The organism is Psychroserpens jangbogonensis (assembly GCF_000797465.1).
Taxonomy (GTDB): domain Bacteria; phylum Bacteroidota; class Bacteroidia; order Flavobacteriales; family Flavobacteriaceae; genus Psychroserpens; species Psychroserpens jangbogonensis.
On the sequence record NZ_JSWG01000012.1, the window covers coordinates 244,867 to 259,341 of the forward strand.

Genomic DNA, 14,475 nt, shown 5'->3' on the forward strand with positions numbered 1-14,475 from the left:
TTATTCTTCCCAATCTTTTTGTGTTCTGTATACGACACCTTTAAATAAGGCTACTAATTCGTTACCACGTTTCACTTCAATAATATTGAAACCTAGTTTATTATTTACTTTTTCTATTACTGATTCTGCAATCAAATAATCCCCTTCACTAATGGCTTCAATGTGGTTGATACTTGTCTCTATTGAAACTGCATATTTACCATGTGTATTGGCCGCAAATCCAAATGCCGTATCTGCAAGTGAATAGCTAATTCCACCATGAGCTTTGTTCATGCTATTAAGCATTTCTTTCCTAATGGTCATTGCAACTTTACAATGTCCTATTTTACATTCTAAAATCTCAATACCCAACCATTGACTATAGGCATCTTGACTTAACATTTTATATGGAATCTGCTCTCCTTTCATCTAAAAGAAAGTCTTATTCTCTCTGTTCATTTTACGCAATAACGGGCTACAACGATAACGATCTTCATGATATTCGTCGTATAATTCATCTAATTTAGACACACACCAATTGATTCCTTTTTCATCTGCCCAAGCTAATAACCCTTTAGGATAATTAACTCCTTTGGTCATTGCATTATCAATATCTTCAGCTGAAGCAATTTTTAAAAATAGCGCATCTGCTGCTTCATTGATTAACATCACTAAAACGCGATTAAATATACTTTGCGCTAATTTCTCATCTTCTATTGGAGTTGGTTTTGTAGCGCCTTCTGTATAATCGTAATAGCCTTTTCCAGATTTTCTGCCTAAATAACCGGCTTCTGAGAAGCGCTTTTGAGTAAATGCAGGCTTATATCTTGGGTCAAAATAAAATGCTGTAAACACGGTTTCTGTTACTGTGTAATTAACATCATTACCAATAAAATCCATCAATTCAAATGGTCCCATCCTGAAACCTCCTAAGGTTTTTAAACTCCAATCGATGGTTGCAAAATCTGCAAGCCCTTCTTCATATATTCTTAATGATTCTCCATAAAATGGTCTAGCAACTCTATTCACAATAAAACCAGGAGTATCTTTAGCAACAGCAACTACTTTTTTCCAATCGGAAATAATTTTAACAGAAGTATCCAAAACAGCGTTTGATGTTTGTATCGCCGGAATCACCTCAACCAATTTCATTAAAGGTGCTGGATTAAAGAAATGAATCCCGATACATCGTTCAGGTTTCTGTAATGATGCAGCTATCGATGCTATAGACAAGCTAGATGTGTTTGATGCAATGATGCAATCGTCTGACACATAACTCTCTAATTCTGAAAAGACCTTTTGTTTAATATCGATATTTTCAATAATCGCTTCAATAGTAAGGTTTGAATCTTTTAAAGCTTTCAAACTATCTACATAGGAAATATTAGATTGAATTCTATCTTTTTCTGTAGAATCGATTCGCCCTTTTTCAATAAGGCGCAATAATATTTTTTCTAAAGCGGCTTTAGCTTTATCCAAAGCAGCTTGATTTGTATCGTATAATTTAACTCTACAACCAGCAGTAGCAGCCACTTGAGCGATACCACTTCCCATTGTTCCTGAACCTATAATGCCTACGTTCATATTATCTTCCTTTGAATTCTGGTTTTCTTTTTCCTATAAATGCGGCAACGCCTTCGGCATAATCTTCACTTTGGGCTGCTTCAATTTGTAATTTCGATTCTAGAGCTAATTGGTCTTCTAGTGTATTGGTCATTGATGAATTGAATAATTCTTTAATGAACCCTAAAGCTTTGGTTGGCATATTAGCCAATTTAATAGCTGTTTTATCAATCTCTTCTCCGAAACTTTCTAATGATACAACTTTGTAAATCATACCTAAACGTTCGGCTTCTTGGGCAGATACTTTATCGCCTAACATGGCTAAAGCCGATGCTTTTTGGAATCCTATTAATCGTGGTAAAAAAAATGTACCTGCACTATCAGGAACCAAACCAATTAAACTAAAAGCTTGAATAAAACTCACTTTCTCATGAGCTATAACGATATCACATGCCAAAGCAATATTTGCTCCAGCTCCAGCTGCGACTCCATTAACTGCTGCTATAATTGGTTTCTTTATAGATCGTATTCTTGTAATGATTGGATTGTAATGTTCTTCGAGAATCTTTTTAAATCCTGGATTTAAATCTGGATCTGTGACTTCCTTTAAATCTTGACCTGCACAAAATGCTTTGCCGTTTCCGGTAAGTACTATTGCTCTGACCTGATCATTTATCTCACAATCATCCATAATAGATTGTAGACTTAAAGCCATTTCACGATTGAAACTATTAAAAACTTCTGGTCTGTTAAACGTAATGTACGCGACCTTGTTTTCAATTTTTAACTGTATTGAATTACTGCTCATACCTGTTTTATTTGGCGTTAAGAATAAAGGCTTTGTTGGAGCTACTTAAAATTAAAATTTTAAGAGCGACTGCCGAAAGCCTGACCTTTGGGTAACGCTATACCTATTTTAAACATTTAAAATAGTCGAATGGTTCTTGGCAATCCTCACACTGAAATTGTGATTTGCATGCAGTTGAACCAAATTGACTGACTAATCTCGTATTCTGAGAACCACAATTCGTGCATTTCACTAATCGCTTCTCATTTAATAACACATCTTTATCTGCTTGTGCTTCTAAAGGTGCTGCTATTCCGTAATCTTCTAGAGCTTTTCTTCCTCTTGGTGTAATCCAATCGGTTGTCCAAGCAGGATGAAGAATCAAATCAATTGTAGATTTGTAACCTTCATCTTTTAGTGCTTTTTTAATATCATCTCCAATCACATCCATTGCAGGACAACCACTATAGGTTGGTGTGATTTCGACTTCGACTATACCATTAATAATCTGTGCAGAACGTACAACTCCCATATCCATAATTGACAATACTGGAATTTCTGGATCAGAAACTTGCTCAAGTATTGGAATTAAAATTTGGTCGATATGTTGTTCTGTTGTTGTCATGTTACCATTCCATATTCGGATACGTGCGTTGCATGTATTGCAAATCACTTAATAAGAATCCTAAATGTTCTGTATGAATCCCTTCTTTACCTCCTTTTTGAAACCATTTGGATTCTGGCGTTTGAAGGTTAGCTTCTTCTAATAAATCGCTTACGCTTTTGTAAAACTCATCTTTAAGTTTAGTAACATCAACACCTAAACCTTCTACTACCATTGCTTTATCTGCTTCTGTTTGATGAAATAATTCATCAGTATACGCCCACAAATCATTGATAGCTTCTTGCATTTTTTTATTACTTTCCTCAGTACCATCTCCTAAACGTCTTACCCAATCTGAAGAAAAACGTTCGTGATAACTTACTTCTTTGATACATTTATTAGCAATTGCTGATAGTGTTAAATCTGCGCTTTTTTGTTGCTCTGCTAAAAATGCTAAATGATACACATCAAATAAAAACTGACGGCCAATTGAGTACGCGAAATTTGTGTTTGGTTGTTCTACCAACAACACATTTTTATACTCACGCTCTTTTCGAAGCATAGCAATATCATCTTCATTTCTTCCATCACCAGCAATTTTTGCTGCGTATTGAAAATAGCTGCGCACTTGTCCGAATAAATCCAGTGAAATATTAGTACAAGCGATATCTGTTTCTAAACTTGGTCCATGACCACAGAGTTCTCCCATGCGTTGTCCTAGAATAAGGCTATTATCTGCGATACCAAGAATGTAATTATATAGATTCTCTTTCATTACATGTGTTTTACTTCGTCTGGTAAATCATAAAAAGTTGGATGACGATACACCTTATCTTGAGCTGGTTCAAATAATTCGCCATTATGCTCAGGGTTTGAAGCTGTAATATTTTTAGATTCTACAACCCAAATACTTACACCTTCATTACGTCTTGTATAGACATCACGAGCATTCTCTAGAGCCATTTCTGCATCTGCTGCATGGAGGCTACCAAAGTGCCTATGTTCTAATCCGTTTTTACTTCTTACGAAGATTTCCCAAAGTGGCCAGTGTTTTTTTGACATGACTTTATGTTTTTTTAAACTGCTTGTTTTTGTTTTCTTTCTTGTTTCTTCTCGGCATAAGCCATTGCTGCATCACGAACCCATTCACCTTCTTCCCATGCACCAACTCTAGCTTTCATTCTTTCTTTGTTGCAAGGCCCATGACCTTTAACAACTTGCCAGAATTCGTCCCAATTAATATCGCCAAAATCGTAACTCTTGTTTTCTTCGTTCCATTTTAAATCTGGATCTGGAATTGTTAAGCCAATTAATTCTGCTTGAGGAACTGTTTGATCTATAAACTGCTGACGCAAATCATCATTTGATTTACGCTTTAATTTCCATTTCATTGATTGTTCGGTATGAACAGATTCAGCATCTGTTGGACCTAACATCATTAAACTTGGCCACCACCAACGGTTAAGTGCATCTTGAGCTAATTCCTTTTGTTCGGGTGTTCCATTAGCCAATTTCATCATGATTTCATAACCTTGACGTTGATGAAAACTTTCTTCTTTACATACGCGAATCATTGCTCTTGCATAAGGTCCGTAAGATGTATTACACAATGGCACTTGATTAATAATGGCTGCTCCATCAACTAACCAACCGATTGCTCCCATATCTGCCCAGGTCACTGTTGGATAATTAAAGATACTAGAGTATTTAGCTTTCCCTGAATGCAGTTGATCGTACAACTCGTTTCTTGATACACCTAAAGTTTCACAGGCACTGTATAAGTATAAACCATGTCCTGCTTCATCTTGAATTTTTGCTAACAAAGCAACTTTACGTCTTAACGAAGGCGCTCTTGTAATCCAGTTACCTTCAGGAAGCATACCTACTACCTCTGAATGGGCATGTTGTGACATTTGTCTGATATGCGTTTGGCGATACTTTTCTGGCATCCAATCTTTAGGTTCGATTTTTTCATCCCTTAGGATGCGTTCTTCGAACTGCTTCTCAAGATTTTTAATTTGTTCTTCACTCATAACTTCTGTTTATTGTGACTCAATTCTCCTTTTTCAATATGTTGTGGTTTTGATATTATTTTTCCGAAGAATTATACATCAAAATTGACTACTACTTTCTCAGTTGTTGGCACAGCTTGACAACTTAATACCAAATTTTGTGATACTTCTTTTTCATCTAGAGCATAATTAATTTTCATTTCTACAGCACCTTCAATGACCTCACACTTACATGTGCTACAGACACCTCCTTTGCAAGCAAAAGGCAAATCGGCTCCTGCTCCTAAAGCTGCATCAAGAATGTTATCATATTCTTTGGTCATAGTAAACTCAAATTCTTTCCCACCATCAACAATAATGACTTCAATTCCTTCAACGTTTTGTTGTGCCAAGCGCTCTGCTCTTTTTATATCCTCATCAGAAAGTCCAGTTACGAACAATTCATAATGCACTAGTTCTTTTTGTAATCCTTCATTTATTAAATACTCACTAACATAGTTTACCATTTTTTCTGGACCACAAAGAAATACTTCGCTTGTGTCTGGAATATCGATAAATGTTTTTGTTAGGACTTTCATTTTTTCATCATCAAAACGACCATTAAACAAATCGATATCTCTACGTTCTTTAGTTAAGAAATAATAAATTTCTAATCTTCCAAAATAGGTGTTTCTAAGCTGTTCTAGTTCTTCCTTAAAGATAATGGATTTTGCTGTTTTATTTACATAAAACAACTTACATGTTGAATTTGGCTCAGCTTTAAGATGCGTTTTAATCATGGAAAGTACTGGTGTAATTCCACTTCCAGCAGCAAAGAACAAATAGTTTTTTTGCTCTTCCGGTTTTACAGAAACGCCAAATGTTCCACTTGGAGCCATGACTTCAAGCTGATCACCCGTTTTTAATTCTTCATTTATATAGGTTGAAAACTTTCCGCCTGGAATTAGCTTTACAGCTACTTTCCATTGGCGCTCAATTGGACTTGAATACAAAGAATAAGATCGACGAACATCTTCTCCATCGATATCAGCTTTAAGAGTCAAATGTTGCCCTTGTCTAAATTTAAATGTCTCTTGCAATTCTGATGGAATTTCAAAAGATACTACTGAAGTATCCTCTGTTTCCTTATAAATATCTTCAACTTTCAAGTTGTGAAATTCTGCCATATGAAATCCTTAAAATATTAAACTAACGCTTGTTAGTTTGGTGAACAAAGATACAAAATTTTATTCTTAATTAGTTGTTAATTCCTTCAATGAGAACTTCACTCAAGCTATTCGATAAATCGTTTGCGTTAAGGTCTTCTTTTTTAGGAATCCACAAATACAATGACCGTAAAGTGGTTAGCATTGAAAACATGATGATTTCGGGATTGCTGTTTTTGAGTTCTGAAGACAAAATACCTTCTTTTATGATGTTCAAAAAATTAGCTTCATATTCATTTCGAAGTTGCAAATAGTAGCCTAGTTGATCTTCAAGATGCATCCAATCATTATTTAAAGATGCCATTCCATTCGTATTATGAGATGTAATGTTAACATGTAAATCTACTATCTTTTCCAGTTTGTCAATATTAGATGCATCGGAGTGTATAATTGCATTCATTCCGCTCGTAAATTCTTCTGCAATAGAAATAATAATAGCTTTTAATATGTCTTGTTTCGAATTGATGTGATTATAAAGGCTAGCTGCCTTTATTCCCATAGCTGTGGCGAGATCACGCATGGTAACTGCACTGTATCCTTTTTCTTTAAAAAGCTTAGAAGCTGTAACGATAATTTCGTCTTTACGTGTTTCTTGCTTCATCTAAAAATTGATATTTTCGAGCGTCTCAACATCTGTGATATACAATTCGTTATACTCAAGTGTCCATCCTAAAGAATTTGTAAGAATATAAAATTTAGCTAGCTCACTTATGAGCCGATTTTGAGCATTTGATTTTAAATCAGAAGCTTCCATTTTTTTCATCAATGATGCATTGACAGTCTCTTTTATATCGTTAAAATCTTTAGCCTCAAATTTATTAATTAATCCATCTTCAATATCATAATATTCGAAATCTGTACTAATTTTAATTTCTTCTTTCGGAATACTAACAATACGAAGTGTTTTAGTGAGGTCGTCAATTTCATATTCAATCAAGCTTAAATCATACCCAATAGTCACATCAGCATTGACAACAACAATCGCTTTCTTTTCCGAATCAAATCCAAAAAACACTTCTTCAGAATCTTTATGTGTATATACTTGGCTAAAATGACCTTCGGTAACAACAAGTTTACCAACATTTTCGACTTGCTCTCTTATCAATGCAGAATTCTCCTGAAGAGTAATTCTACTTTCCTTTTGATCTCCACAATATTTAAATGTGAATAGAATAATTAATGTAACAACAACTCCGAACAGTATTTTTCGCATAGGCTAATTTAAATATTAAAAAAAGAACTATTGCTCATGACCTATAATTTTACATAAAATATTCAATTAAACATTTACTAATTGTGACCTAACTGAAGTGTGAGTGTCTAAATACTCCCAGACTTGACCATATTGAATAAAACAAACGTAATGAACAAAAGATTGCCCATATTATTATTATTATTGATTTCCTCCTTTTTCATGCAAGGTCAGCAAATAACCTTTCAAAAGAATGTAAATTATAAAGCTAGGGCATTACAACAAAACCTGAATAAAGATAGAGATAGCCTTATACTAGAGAGTAAAAGCGAACAAATACTCTATGTAGATATATTTAACAAAGACTTTTCAAAAAGCATTAATGTTCACAACATTAAGACCAAGATTGACCTTAAAACATTACCTACAGGCAATTTTGTAATTCAAGCTAGATTTGACAAAAAAATGATTATAATGTCTTTAGACAAAAATGAGAATGTGACAATTGCTTCTTCTGAACTATTGGAGAAAAATATAGACCATAATGGTTTAGCAGCTAAGGATAAATCTAACAAAATAGCACAAAAAAATAGTTCTTCCTACTACTGGGTCGTATCTGAAAGTAATTCTAATTTTGGATCGAGTAAAACTATGAGGCTAGAGTATAAGGGAGACTTGGATAAATTGATAACTAAAATTAAGCTAGAATTAAATTCAGACGTAGGAAAAAATAATAAGTTACTCGTTTATGAGATCTATAACAGGTCAAAGTTTATGACCAAGCAATTAAGGAATCCTGGATATTATAAATCTGAAGCGTCAGAACTCTTCAATGTAGTCCCTTTTTACAAGTCATTAAATAAAAAAGAGAGAAAATCCAACTCTTAAATTTTTAAAAGACATTTAATATCATATTTATCTTCATAATACTTAAAAAAAATAGTATGATTACCCAAATAAAATCTCTTGCGCAGTCTAATTAATATTTGTTAAAACATGTTTTGTTTTAGTTCGATATTTGAATAAAATCACCACTAAATACACTTATTTACAGATAAATTGAAAATATATGTAAGCTAAAACGTACATTTGTAAATATTTTTAGTTATATTAGTTTAATCATTGCCCCAAAACTATGATCAAAAACACCTACTTTGTAGCATTCTTGCTATGCACCATTCTCAGCTATGGTCAGCAAATAACTTTTCATAAAAACGTAAACCACAGAGCTAGTTTATTAGAACAAAGTCTTAATACAGACAGAGATAGCCTCATTTTGGAAAGTAAAAGTAAACAAATCCAAAAAGTAGAAATCTTTAACAAGGACTATTCGGAACGCATTGATGTTTATAGTAATAAAACCAAGATTGACCTTAAAACATTACCTGAAGGAAATTTTGTTATTCAGGCCAAATTAGGCGAAAAATGGATTGTTATGTATCTTGAAAAGAATGAAGATTTAAAAATGACTTCTTCAAATCAGAAAAAGCAAGATTTAAATTATGGAGGTTTAGCATCTAAACATAAACCTCATGAAATTTTATTTTCAGACCAAAAAGAGCAAGAATTAAACTATGAAGGTTTAACATCTAAACGTAAGTCTTATGAAATTGCATCTTCAGACCAAAACGAGCTAGATATAGGCTTTGAGGGTTTAACATCTAAGCATACGTCAAATAAAATTGCGAAACAAAATAACTCCGCTTATTACTGGGTTGTGTCTGAAAGTAATTCTAGTTTTGGATCGAGTAAGTCAATGAGGTTAGAATATAAGCGCGACTTAGCTAAATTGATTTTAAAAAATAAGTTAGAATTAAAATCAAACATAGGAAAGAATAATAAGCTACTTGTTTATGAAATTTATAATAGATCACAGTTTATGACCAAGCAGACTAAAAATCCGAAATATTATGAATTAAAAAAATCGGAGCTCTTTAATGTTGTACCAATTTATGCATCTGTAGGTACAGAAGAGAGTGATTCCGATTATTAAATTCATAATAAATATTTCAAATCACTTTAATACTACATTCAGTATAAAGTAACTCTATCTAAAAATTCATAGTCTTACAGAGACTAATTCTTTTTAAGTTCTAATTTCTCAGCGAAGTAATCACAAAAATCCATCATGGTTGCAGACATCTTTTCATCTTGTGTTGCTCTATGAAAAGTCTTGCTCATTTCAACTAGAGTTTGATGAAAAAACAGTTTCATTTCATCAACAGGCATGTCTTTTGTCCAAAGATCGATTCTAAGTGTTTCTTGTGCTTTACTATCCCAAACAGATAACATCATTGCCTTAGCTTCAGCATTTGAGATCCCTCCATCTTTAGCCGTCCAATGCAATTGTTCAGGTACTTTATTATCGTCAAGCTCTACGCTAAGTTCTATTTTTGATGTATGTTTTTTTTCCATCATTTTGGTGGTTTGTAATTTGATTTATTAAAAATTTCAACGGCATCTCTCTTCATCATATCTAATAAAGACACATCGTTATTATTCATATACGCTCTAACAATTTGCCATCCTATATATTGACCAATTCGACCTGGTGATTCTCTATCTAATTGCAAATAAAATTTTGAAAAAGGTGCGTCAGCTATAAAACGTCCTGGCAAACTACTTTCTGTACTATATAAATATTCGTTCTCAATAAAGTTGGTCCAAATTTCACTTTCATTAAATTTTGCAAACTCTAATTGAGACTGTGAATACCCTATTTTTTCTTCGTCAGCTTTAAAAGGAATCATTTTATCCTTAAAGTATAATTGCTTACCAAAATAGATCATATCATCTAAAAGTGTTTTCTTTTGAGACTGAAATGTATAACGTTTAGCATAATCAGAAGCAATATTAGAAACAATCTGAGAAGGCTTCATGTTTTGGGTAATGTACTTTGGGATATTAGCATAATATTTATGTTCTTGTCCTAAATAATTATCGAGAGGAATAAGAACAATCGTATCGGTCACAATCACTTTATCTCTATACTTTACATCATTGGTTAAGGTCACCACACGAGGTTCAGAAAACGTTATATCGTAATATTTCAAATGCTGAAAAAGGCCAGTAATTTCGTCTTCAATAATTGAGAAGTCACTAAACTTTTGATTTACTTCTTCCAACAATTGATTCTGCAAAGTATCACTCATTCTAGCAATAAAAACTGAATCAGGAATATGTTTTGAAAACAAAAAAGGGAATGCTTTTTTGAGTTGACTTAAATCTTTTGGGCCTGCCTCTGCATATGCACGATCAAAACGTTCAACCATAAGATTGACGTCAATTTTAGAAATCTCGTTTTCAATTTGGTCTTCTTTTTTACAAGAAAAAGTAATTAATAGTAAGAAGAGAATACAACAAATTTTTTTCATAACTATTTTCAAAAAACTTAAGCATTATTAATTTTTATAACTAACGCTATTCCTTTATTTTTGTTTTGCAAAGGTACTATTCTTTCATTTAAATTCTATAAAAATGCAAACAGAAAAAGTTATTGATCATATTGTAAATTGGCTTAAAGATTATGCTACTAATGCAAAAGTTAATGGTTTTGTTATTGGTATTTCTGGAGGCATTGATTCTGCAGTAACTTCCTTACTTTGTGCTAAAACAGGCTTAGATGTTTTATGTATTGAAATGCCTATTCACCAAGCCGCTAGCCATGTTAGTCGAGCTGAAGAACATATTCGTCAATTAAAACAACGATTTCCAAATGTTAAAGACACAAGAACTGATTTAACTCCTGTATTCGAAGAATTTAAAACTGAAGTCTCTCTTAAGGGTAAACAAAGTATCGTAGATATGGCTTTGGCCAATACTCGAGCGAGATTACGTATGACAACTTTATACTATCACGCAGGTCTTTTAGGGCTATTAGTTGCTGGAACAGGTAATAAAGTTGAAGATTTTGGCGTAGGGTTCTACACAAAATATGGTGATGGAGGCGTAGATTTAAGCCCGATTGCAGACTTACTGAAATCTGAAGTTTATGCTATAGGAAAATCGCTAAACGTACCAGAGTCTATAATGAATGCAGCACCAAGCGACGGACTTTTTGGTGACGCAAGAAGTGACGAAGATCAAATTGGAGCATCCTATCCAGAATTAGAATGGGCAATGTTACAAAAAGATGACGGTAAAACTGCTGTTGATTTTGAAGGTCGAGAAAAGGAAGTATTTCAAATTTTTATGAGATATAATAGAAATAATCAGCATAAAATGGTGCCAATACCAATTTGCGAAATTCCTAAAGATTTGAAACAAACAATGAATTAATCGTTGTAAAAAGTCGTACTTATTGATTTTTTTTCTATTTTTACACTTGAAGTCTCCACTTTCTAGAACTTAATGTGTATAAAGTTCTGGCACTTAGTAACCAACTAAATAGAATATCATGATCAAGGTATTAGTAGTAGACAGCCATCCTATAATCAGGACTGGTTTAGAACTCTTATTCAAAGAACATAGCGAGATAGAAGTAATAGGAACCGTTGGGAGTGGTGTTGAAATATTTGAGTTTGTAAGAAGACATCAAGTGGATGTCATTATTTCTGAAATTGATCTCCCAGAACTTAATGGAATAACTGCTTTAAGAGCTATAAAGAAAGAACATAGCAGCATTAATATTATCATGTTTAGTTACCATCCTGAAGAGATATATGCTATTAGCACTATAAAAGCTGGAGCCTCTGGGTATGTATCAAAGACTGAATCTACTGATACTATTGAAAAAGCAATTCTACTTGCTCATAAAGGTGATTTATATTTAAGTGAAAAAATGTCTAAACACCTTAAGTATGATGACACGAAGAAATCTAAAAGTAGAATTTACAAACGATTATCTACTCGTGAAGTAGAAGTTTTGAAACTATTGTCTTCGGGTAAAAAGAATAAGGAAATTGCTTTAGAACTTAGCATTAATGAAAAAACTGTTAGTACATACAAAGCTAGATTATTCAAAAAACTAAATGTCACAAATTTAATCGATCTTGTCAATCAAGGTAAGCATATGGAGATTACTTAAACCTTTCCTCCTATAACTTTTCCAAGCTTTCGTGAAAGCAACATTTTAAGTCCTAAATAATCTTTTACATCTTCTAAAATACTTCTGGAGTTGGCATCTTCTCTAAGTGTATCATTTTGATATTCAGCAACTTTTTTATCAATTAAGTAACATCTCAAAGTTAAAATAGTTTGATTTACCAACTGTGAAACACTATTATGCTTCTCTTTTGGAATAATATGATTGCGTTCCCAATCGTGCAAATTATATCGCTCATCATTCATTAAGATAGTCGTCACTTCTCCTGCTAAATCCTGGTCCAATTTATTTACAAAATTACGTGTAGAAAATTCAGGTTCCTGATGCAGTGTATCAATTATAGTATAATACAAGCTTTTAAAAGTAGTGTTAGTAAATTGCATTTCATCTTCTTGTAAATCCAAGTAGACTTTTTCAAATACTCTTGCATTATGAACTACAGGTTCTAATTGTAATTCACCATCATCTCCTTCTTTTAAAACTAAATCTTCAAAATCTTCAGTTTTGTTTCCATAGAGCAATAAGATTTCAATAATTTTGCGTTCTAACTCATATTGTAAATCTATTTTTGGAGCTTTTACTTCTGGCCTTACAACATCAAACGCTTTCTGTTGTGTTTTGTAGGCTTTATTTGCTTCTTGATTATCTTTCTTGTTGATTTGAGCCAAGGTACTAAACAACACCTCTTCACTAATATCCATGATTCGTGAACACTCTTGAATATAGATTTCCTTTTTTATTTGATCTGGAATTTTAGAGATACTATTGACAATTTCTCTAATAGTTTCCGCCTTTTTAATAGGATCATTATTAGCTTCTTTTACTAACAAAGAGGCTTTAAACTGAATAAAATCTTTAGCATTACCATCTAAGTATTCAGATAATTCTTCTAATGTATTTTGCTTAGCAAAACTGTCTGGATCTTCACCTTCGGGGAAAGTACAAACCTTAACATTCATACCTTGTTCCAGTATGAGATCAATTCCTCTTATTGAAGCTCTAATTCCAGCGGCATCACCATCAAAAAGAACTGTTATGTTTTTTGTTAGTCTATTGACAAGTCGAATTTGCTCAGGAGTAAGTGCAGTTCCTGAAGATGCGACAACATTCTTTATTCCAGTTTGATGAAACTGAATGACATCTGTATAACCTTCTACCAAATAGCAATTATCTTCTTTGGCAATACTTTGCTTGGCATGGAACAAACCATACAAGATTTTACTTTTATGATACACTTCACTCTCTGGTGAGTTCAAATATTTAGCAGCCTTTTTATCCGTTTTTAAAATTCGTCCACCAAATCCTAAAATACGACCACTCATACTATGAATAGGAAACATAACTCGACCTTTGAAACGATCAAACTTTTTATCCTCTTTTATAATAGTAAGTCCTGTTTTACCTAAAAACTCTAACTGATATCCTTTTTTTATTGCTTCATCTGTAAACGCCTGCCACTCGTCTAGAGAATATCCTAAATTAAAGGTTTTTATAGTCTCATTAGTAAAACCACGTTCTTTAAAATAACTCAAACCAATTGCCTGACCTTGATCCGTTTTGAACATGACTTTTTGAAAATAGTCATTAGCAAATTCATTTACCAAATACAGACTCTCACGCTCATTAGCTTCTAGCTTTTGCTCGTCGGTTTGTTCGGTTTCCTCAATTTCAATATTATATTTTTTGGCTAAATACTTAATAGCTTCTGGATAAGTAAAGTGCTCATGCTCCATCAAAAAAGTGACAGCATTCCCTCCCTTTCCACTTGAGAAATCTTTCCAAATCTGCTTTACAGGTGACACCATAAAGCTAGGTGAGCGCTCATCACTAAATGGACTTAAACCTTTAAAGTTGCTTCCTGCTTTCTTTAATTGCACAAAATCACCAATAACCTCTTCAACTCGAGAGGTTTCAAATACTTGTTCTATGGTGCTTTGTGATATCATTTATAAACTTTGATTACTAAATACTATAAAAAAATTAATGATCTTGGTTCACTTAAAAAGTAAGGGTAAATTTAAGATAAAGAATTTGTATTAAAAATTAACTGAGTGAATTAACTTTGTATTATTATTTATCATCATTTATT

General features: G+C 33.0%; 17 protein-coding genes. 4 read left to right on the forward strand and 13 right to left on the reverse strand.

Annotated features, from left to right (window positions below; all coding sequences use genetic code 11):
- The 10 genes from RH81_RS13190 to RH81_RS13235 form a co-directional block, all read right to left on the reverse strand.
- A complete protein-coding gene (locus tag RH81_RS13190; protein ID WP_033961067.1) occupies window positions 1-408 on the reverse strand; it encodes a PaaI family thioesterase in 408 nt (135 codons plus the stop codon).
- The gene (locus RH81_RS13195; RefSeq protein WP_033961069.1) at window positions 409-1,563 is read right to left on the reverse strand and encodes a 3-hydroxyacyl-CoA dehydrogenase NAD-binding domain-containing protein; all 1,155 of its coding nucleotides are present in this window, start codon (window positions 1,561-1,563) and stop codon (window positions 409-411) included.
- 1 nt (window position 1,564) lies between these two features.
- Window positions 1,565-2,350, reverse strand: a complete 786-nt coding sequence (locus RH81_RS13200) for an enoyl-CoA hydratase-related protein (protein WP_033961070.1) — start codon at window positions 2,348-2,350, stop codon at window positions 1,565-1,567.
- Between the two features lie 103 nt (window positions 2,351-2,453).
- Window positions 2,454-2,954 carry a 1,2-phenylacetyl-CoA epoxidase subunit PaaD gene (paaD, locus tag RH81_RS13205; RefSeq protein ID WP_033961071.1) on the reverse strand — a complete coding sequence of 167 codons (501 nt, stop codon included), beginning with the start codon at window positions 2,952-2,954 and terminating at the stop codon, window positions 2,454-2,456.
- 1 nt (window position 2,955) lies between these two features.
- Window positions 2,956-3,708 carry a 1,2-phenylacetyl-CoA epoxidase subunit PaaC gene (gene paaC / locus RH81_RS13210; RefSeq protein WP_033961072.1) on the reverse strand — a complete coding sequence of 251 codons (753 nt, stop codon included), beginning with the start codon at window positions 3,706-3,708 and terminating at the stop codon, window positions 2,956-2,958.
- Window positions 3,708-3,995, reverse strand: a complete 288-nt coding sequence (paaB, locus tag RH81_RS13215) for a 1,2-phenylacetyl-CoA epoxidase subunit PaaB (protein WP_033961073.1) — start codon at window positions 3,993-3,995, stop codon at window positions 3,708-3,710. The genes paaC and paaB overlap by 1 nt, the downstream gene beginning before the upstream one ends.
- Before the next feature lie 14 nt (window positions 3,996-4,009).
- Entirely contained in the window at window positions 4,010-4,966 is a 957-nt protein-coding gene (gene paaA / locus RH81_RS13220) for a 1,2-phenylacetyl-CoA epoxidase subunit PaaA (protein WP_033961076.1), read from the reverse strand.
- Between the two features lie 71 nt (window positions 4,967-5,037).
- Complete coding sequence (locus tag RH81_RS13225) at window positions 5,038-6,111, reverse strand: FAD-binding oxidoreductase (protein WP_033961078.1); 1,074 nt, start codon at window positions 6,109-6,111, stop codon at window positions 5,038-5,040.
- A 70-nt stretch (window positions 6,112-6,181) separates the two neighbouring features.
- Window positions 6,182-6,751 (reverse strand): TetR/AcrR family transcriptional regulator, encoded by a 570-nt coding sequence (locus tag RH81_RS13230; RefSeq protein ID WP_033961080.1) that lies wholly within the window; start codon window positions 6,749-6,751, stop codon window positions 6,182-6,184.
- Window positions 6,752-7,363: a DUF4230 domain-containing protein gene (locus RH81_RS13235; protein ID WP_033961082.1), complete on the reverse strand. Its 612-nt coding sequence runs from the start codon at window positions 7,361-7,363 to the stop codon at window positions 6,752-6,754.
- A gap of 150 nt (window positions 7,364-7,513) precedes the next feature.
- Here RH81_RS13235 and RH81_RS13240 point away from each other — a divergent pair, with 150 nt between their 5' ends.
- Together RH81_RS13240 and RH81_RS13245 are read left to right on the forward strand one after the other, a co-directional pair.
- Entirely contained in the window at window positions 7,514-8,230 is a 717-nt protein-coding gene (locus tag RH81_RS13240) for a hypothetical protein (RefSeq protein WP_152604836.1), read from the forward strand.
- Between the two features lie 247 nt (window positions 8,231-8,477).
- Complete coding sequence (locus RH81_RS13245) at window positions 8,478-9,335, forward strand: hypothetical protein (protein ID WP_033961087.1); 858 nt, start codon at window positions 8,478-8,480, stop codon at window positions 9,333-9,335.
- Between the two features lie 83 nt (window positions 9,336-9,418).
- On the opposite strand, the gene gldC is transcribed toward RH81_RS13245, so the two are convergent.
- Entirely contained in the window at window positions 9,419-9,757 is a 339-nt protein-coding gene (gene gldC, locus RH81_RS13250; RefSeq protein WP_033961297.1) for a gliding motility protein GldC, read from the reverse strand.
- Window positions 9,757-10,716 carry a gliding motility lipoprotein GldB gene (gldB, locus tag RH81_RS13255; protein WP_033961090.1) on the reverse strand — a complete coding sequence of 320 codons (960 nt, stop codon included), beginning with the start codon at window positions 10,714-10,716 and terminating at the stop codon, window positions 9,757-9,759. The genes gldC and gldB overlap by 1 nt, the downstream gene beginning before the upstream one ends.
- A 103-nt stretch (window positions 10,717-10,819) precedes the next feature.
- Here gldB and nadE point away from each other — a divergent pair, with 103 nt between their 5' ends.
- A complete protein-coding gene (nadE, locus tag RH81_RS13260) occupies window positions 10,820-11,620 on the forward strand; it encodes an NAD(+) synthase (RefSeq protein ID WP_033961091.1) in 801 nt (266 codons plus the stop codon).
- Window positions 11,621-11,738: 118 nt separating this feature from the next.
- On the forward strand, window positions 11,739-12,368 hold the full coding sequence (locus RH81_RS13265; protein WP_033961092.1) for a response regulator transcription factor: 630 nt from the start codon (window positions 11,739-11,741) through the stop codon (window positions 12,366-12,368).
- On the opposite strand, the gene dnaG is transcribed toward RH81_RS13265, so the two are convergent.
- Window positions 12,365-14,332 carry a DNA primase gene (gene dnaG, locus RH81_RS13270; protein WP_033961099.1) on the reverse strand — a complete coding sequence of 656 codons (1,968 nt, stop codon included), beginning with the start codon at window positions 14,330-14,332 and terminating at the stop codon, window positions 12,365-12,367. The two genes, RH81_RS13265 and dnaG, sit on opposite strands and share 4 nt — an antisense overlap.
- Between the last annotated feature and the right edge of the window lie 143 nt (window positions 14,333-14,475).

Coding starts and splice junctions, on each gene's coding strand:
- RH81_RS13240 (WP_152604836.1), top strand. CDS start 7,514: ATGAACAAAAGATTGCCCATATTATTATTATTATTGATTTCCTCCTTT.
- gldB (WP_033961090.1), bottom strand. CDS start 10,716: ATGAAAAAAATTTGTTGTATTCTCTTCTTACTATTAATTACTTTTTCT.
- RH81_RS13195 (WP_033961069.1), bottom strand. CDS start 1,563: ATGAACGTAGGCATTATAGGTTCAGGAACAATGGGAAGTGGTATCGCT.
- RH81_RS13265 (WP_033961092.1), top strand. CDS start 11,739: ATGATCAAGGTATTAGTAGTAGACAGCCATCCTATAATCAGGACTGGT.
- RH81_RS13235 (WP_033961082.1), bottom strand. CDS start 7,363: ATGCGAAAAATACTGTTCGGAGTTGTTGTTACATTAATTATTCTATTC.
- paaA (WP_033961076.1), bottom strand. CDS start 4,966: ATGAGTGAAGAACAAATTAAAAATCTTGAGAAGCAGTTCGAAGAACGC.
- nadE (WP_033961091.1), top strand. CDS start 10,820: ATGCAAACAGAAAAAGTTATTGATCATATTGTAAATTGGCTTAAAGAT.
- RH81_RS13225 (WP_033961078.1), bottom strand. CDS start 6,111: ATGGCAGAATTTCACAACTTGAAAGTTGAAGATATTTATAAGGAAACA.
- RH81_RS13245 (WP_033961087.1), top strand. CDS start 8,478: ATGATCAAAAACACCTACTTTGTAGCATTCTTGCTATGCACCATTCTC.
- paaC (WP_033961072.1), bottom strand. CDS start 3,708: ATGAAAGAGAATCTATATAATTACATTCTTGGTATCGCAGATAATAGC.
- RH81_RS13230 (WP_033961080.1), bottom strand. CDS start 6,751: ATGAAGCAAGAAACACGTAAAGACGAAATTATCGTTACAGCTTCTAAG.
- RH81_RS13200 (WP_033961070.1), bottom strand. CDS start 2,350: ATGAGCAGTAATTCAATACAGTTAAAAATTGAAAACAAGGTCGCGTAC.
- paaD (WP_033961071.1), bottom strand. CDS start 2,954: ATGACAACAACAGAACAACATATCGACCAAATTTTAATTCCAATACTT.
- gldC (WP_033961297.1), bottom strand. CDS start 9,757: ATGGAAAAAAAACATACATCAAAAATAGAACTTAGCGTAGAGCTTGAC.
- dnaG (WP_033961099.1), bottom strand. CDS start 14,332: ATGATATCACAAAGCACCATAGAACAAGTATTTGAAACCTCTCGAGTT.
- paaB (WP_033961073.1), bottom strand. CDS start 3,995: ATGTCAAAAAAACACTGGCCACTTTGGGAAATCTTCGTAAGAAGTAAA.
- RH81_RS13190 (WP_033961067.1), bottom strand. CDS start 408: ATGAAAGGAGAGCAGATTCCATATAAAATGTTAAGTCAAGATGCCTAT.